Origin of the sequence: Longimicrobium sp. (genome assembly GCF_036280135.1) — a bacterium.
Taxonomy (GTDB): domain Bacteria; phylum Gemmatimonadota; class Gemmatimonadetes; order Longimicrobiales; family Longimicrobiaceae; genus Longimicrobium.
The window spans coordinates 1-3,677 of the sequence record NZ_DASURI010000074.1 but is presented as its reverse complement, the minus strand read 5'-3'; the positions used below and the strand labels follow the sequence as shown (position 1 = coordinate 3,677).

At 74.6% G+C, this 3,677-nt stretch carries 4 protein-coding genes; 2 read left to right on the top strand and 2 right to left on the bottom strand.

Features of this window, described 5'->3' with window-relative positions; translation table 11 throughout:
- Positions 1–66 precede the first annotated feature (66 nt).
- Positions 67–531 carry a GreA/GreB family elongation factor gene (locus VFZ20_RS02620; RefSeq protein ID WP_329682265.1) on the bottom strand — a complete coding sequence of 155 codons (465 nt, stop codon included), beginning with the start codon at positions 529–531 and terminating at the stop codon, positions 67–69.
- A gap of 47 nt (positions 532–578) precedes the next feature.
- Positions 579–1,583: a universal stress protein gene (locus VFZ20_RS02615; protein WP_329682264.1), complete on the bottom strand. Its 1,005-nt coding sequence runs from the start codon at positions 1,581–1,583 to the stop codon at positions 579–581.
- A 312-nt stretch (positions 1,584–1,895) separates the two neighbouring features.
- Between VFZ20_RS02615 and VFZ20_RS02610 the strand changes: the two genes are divergently transcribed.
- Both VFZ20_RS02610 and VFZ20_RS02605 read left to right on the top strand, forming a co-directional pair.
- On the top strand, positions 1,896–2,366 hold the full coding sequence (locus VFZ20_RS02610; protein ID WP_329682263.1) for a GreA/GreB family elongation factor: 471 nt from the start codon (positions 1,896–1,898) through the stop codon (positions 2,364–2,366).
- Between the two features lie 129 nt (positions 2,367–2,495).
- Positions 2,496–3,404, top strand: coding sequence for a cation diffusion facilitator family transporter (locus VFZ20_RS02605; protein WP_329682262.1), 909 nt, complete (start codon positions 2,496–2,498; stop codon positions 3,402–3,404).
- Positions 3,405–3,677: the final 273 nt, after the last annotated feature.

Sequence of the window (3,677 nt, the reverse complement as noted above, 5' to 3'; positions counted from 1 at the left end):
CCACACGCACGAAGCCAGATGGACTTCATCGCTTCTCCTCCGGGATTTGGACGGGACGGACGGCGCTCAGCGGCGCCCGTCCAGGCCCAGCATCTGCGGCAGCGTCGTCAATCCCACGATGCGAAAGCGCCGGCGTCCCTGCGGCAGCTCCACGTCGATCCGCTCCCCCTTTCGCCGCCCCAGCAGCGCGCTGCCGATGGGCGACGCGAGCGTCACCTGGTCCTCCTCCAGGTCGATCACGTCCCCCGTGACGAGCGTGTACGAGACGCGCCGCTTCGTCGCCAGGTCCTCCAGCACGACGGACGATCCGTAGCCCGCGCGGTCCGCCGGCAGCGCGGCGGGCGCCACGGCCGGCAGCCCCGCGTCCAGCTGGCGCAGGCGGCGGATGCGTAGCCGCAGCGTGTCGTCCGCGGGGCCCGGCGCGGCCACGGCCGCCACGCCGACCAGCTTCGGCGCCAGGGCGGCCGTGAGCGCGTGCGCGGCGCGATCCAGCTCGCACCGCAGGCGTTCCTGCACTTCAGCGATCATCATCCACCATCCATTCAGGGTGTGTCCCGCATCGTCGTCCCCGCCGCGCGTCACGCGGGGACGGGCTCCAGCTCCACCTCCGTCCCCATCGGCGCGCCGACCGCGTCCCGCCCCGCTCCCTGCCGCCCCGAACGCGCCGCATCCACGGAGTCCGCTGGATGCGCCGAGCCCGCCGCATCGGCTGAATCCACCGCATCCACCGCGTTCGCCGGTTCCACCGGGCCGGTCCCACGCAGCGGGGCGGGGATGCCGGGGAGGAGAAGGACGTTCGTCCGCGCGTGCTCCACCACGGCGTTCCACGTGCGGCCGTGCGCCGGCAGGCCGCGCCGGGGGCGCAGGACCACGAGGTCCGCGTCCAGCTCCCGCGCCGCCGCGCTGATGGCCGGCCACGCCGCCCCGGCCCAGCGCACGTGCCGGTGGAACACGCCGCCCATCCGCCGGACGTCCTCCTCCACCGCGCGCACCTCCGCCTCGAACGCGCCGCCGATGCCGCGCCAGTCCGCCAGCCGCCGGCTTACGTGCAGGACGTGCATCTCGGGGAGCACGCACGCCCCGCCGCGCTCGAACGGCCGCAGCCACTCGCACGCCAGGCGCAGCGTGCCCAGGCCCACGTCCGGCGCGTCCAGGGGCACCAGCACGCGCCGAAACGGGGGCGGCGCCGCGTCGCGCACCACCAGCACGGGCATGGCCGCCGCGGCCGCCAGGGCAGGGAGCGCGGCGCCCCCGCACGCGTCCGTGCCCACCACCACCAGCGCCGCATCCAGGGCATCCGCCGCGTGCAGCGTTCCCTCCCGCACGCCGCGGTATTCCACGTGGGCGGCGGCCTCCACGTCCGCCGGCACCGCGCGGCGGACCTGCGCCGCCAGCCCGTCCGCCAGCCGCGCGGCCGGCCCCGCCTCCAGCAGCGGAAGCGCCTCGCGCAGCGGCAGCCCCATCAGCCCGGCGCAGTGGGTCACGTGCAGCGCCGCGCCGCTCGCTGCCGCCAGCCGCCCCGCCGCGCGCACCGCCTCGTCGGACGCGTGGGTCAGGTCGCTCACCACCAGGATCGGTCGCACCTCGCTCCCCGTCGCGGGTGAATCAGGGTCCGGCGGCCCGTACCGGCGCGCCGAACGATCCCCCGCGGCCGCACGGCCCGGGGGATCAGTGCCTTTGGATGAACAGTCCCGCGAACCCCGAAAGCGTTACAGGCGGGATGAGGGTCGTCCTCCGCGTGTAATGCGGACGCGTTTCGAGGGACGGGAGGGAGGAGGGATTCCACCGTCCGCGGCGGCGGACGCGGAGGACGTATATTCAGCCCGGGGAGGCGCATGGCGGAGGTTGTTTCCATCCACAGGCGGCACGCGCGGACGTCGGCGTGGAGCGGGCGCGTGGCGGAGATCCGGACCCGGCTGGGGCGGGAGCTGGAGGAGCTCGCGAACGAGATGATGCTGGGGCGGCTGGCCGGCCGGGCCGCCGGCGGGGAGCCGGAGGAGGCGGACTGCGACCGCGCCGTCCACCGGCGCATCGGCCTGCTGGGGCAGTTGATCGCGGGGCTGGAGACGGCGGAGGCGGGCACCCTGTGGGACGACCGCGCGGGCTACGGGTCCACCGTGTTCCTGCGCGACCTGGACTCGGGCCAGGAGACCTTCTGCACGCTGGTGGCGGGCGGGGCGGCGGACGAGGAGCCGGGCCGGGTGCCGCTGGGATCGCCCCTGGGCCGCGCGCTGCTGGGCTGCCGCGCGGGTGACGAGCCCGTGGTGCGGACGCGGGCGGGGCCACGGCGGCTGCGCGTGTTCGCCGTCCACACGCTGCCGCGCAGCCTGGGGATGACGGGCGGCGGCCCCCCGGACGCCGCGTAGCCGCCGGGGACGTCGGAACGATTGCGTCGCGGAGGATGAGGGGAAGTGCCACCGGCTCGCGCGGGCGGGGGCGACGGGCTATCGTCAGGGCACGTGCAGCCCGTCAACCCGTCCGACGACACACACGCGGTGGCAGACTCCATCCAGCGCGGAATCCGCTCCGCGCAGATCGGCATGCTCATCAACTCCGCGCTCGCGGCCACCAAGCTCGTGGCCGGGATCGTGGGCAACACCTACGCCCTCGTGGCCGACGCCATCGAGTCGGCCACGGACATCTTCTCGTCCCTCATCGTGTGGCGCGGGCTGCACATGGCCGCCCGCGACGCCGACGACGACTACCCGTTCGGCTACGGCAAGGCCGAGTCGCTGGCCACGGGCCTCGTGGCGCTCATGCTGCTGGCGGCGGCGCTGGGCATCGCCGTGCAGTCCGTCCGCGAGATCCGCACGCCGCACCTCACGCCCGCGCCGTGGACGCTGGGCGTGCTGGTGGCGGTGATGGCCGTCAAGTGGACGCTCTCGCGCCGCGTGCACGCCGTGGGCGCGGAGATCGGCAGCACGGCGGTCAAGGCCGATGCGTGGCACCACATGAGCGACGCCATCACCTCCGCGGCGGCGTTCGTGGGGATTGGCATTGCCGTGCTGGGAAGCCGCTACCTGGGCGGGAGCGGATGGGCGTCGGCCGATGACTGGGCCGCGCTGGTGGCATCCGCCGTGATCGCCTTCAACGGCGTGTCCATGCTGCGGCCGGCCGTGCACGACCTGATGGACCGCACGCCCGGCGCCGACGTGGTCGCGTCCGTCCGCCGCGCCGCCGAGGCCGTGCCCGGGGTGCTGGCGACGGAGAAGATCGCCGTGCGGCGGTCGGGGCTGGTGTACCGCGTAACGCTGCACGTGCAGGCCGACGAGCAGATGACGCTGCACGACGCGCACGAGCTCAGCGGCCGGGTCAAGGGCGCCATCCGGGCCGCGGTGCCGCAGGTGGGCGCCGTGCTCGTCCACATGGAGCCGTTCGTCCCCCCGCACGACGCCGCGCGTTGACACCCGGCCATCGCCTCCGGGCAGGATGGAAACGGCAGCCGCACACGGGGCCTGCGGCCAACGGGGTCAACGGGAACGGATCGGAAGAAAAACCGTTGACTCCGTTGGCCGAAGGCCCCGTGTGCAATCCCTTCCGTAGAACCGTCCCTCGCGTCCGCGCCGGCGTGCCGTGAGAGATGCCCGCTCGCTCCGCGACCGGGATCAACCAGATCCATCGAGTATGACCCTCCATCGTCTCGGGGCCGTGGCGGTCCTCGCGCTCCTGTGCGGATG

Coding starts and splice junctions, on each gene's coding strand:
- VFZ20_RS02620 (WP_329682265.1), bottom strand. CDS start 531: ATGATGATCGCTGAAGTGCAGGAACGCCTGCGGTGCGAGCTGGATCGC.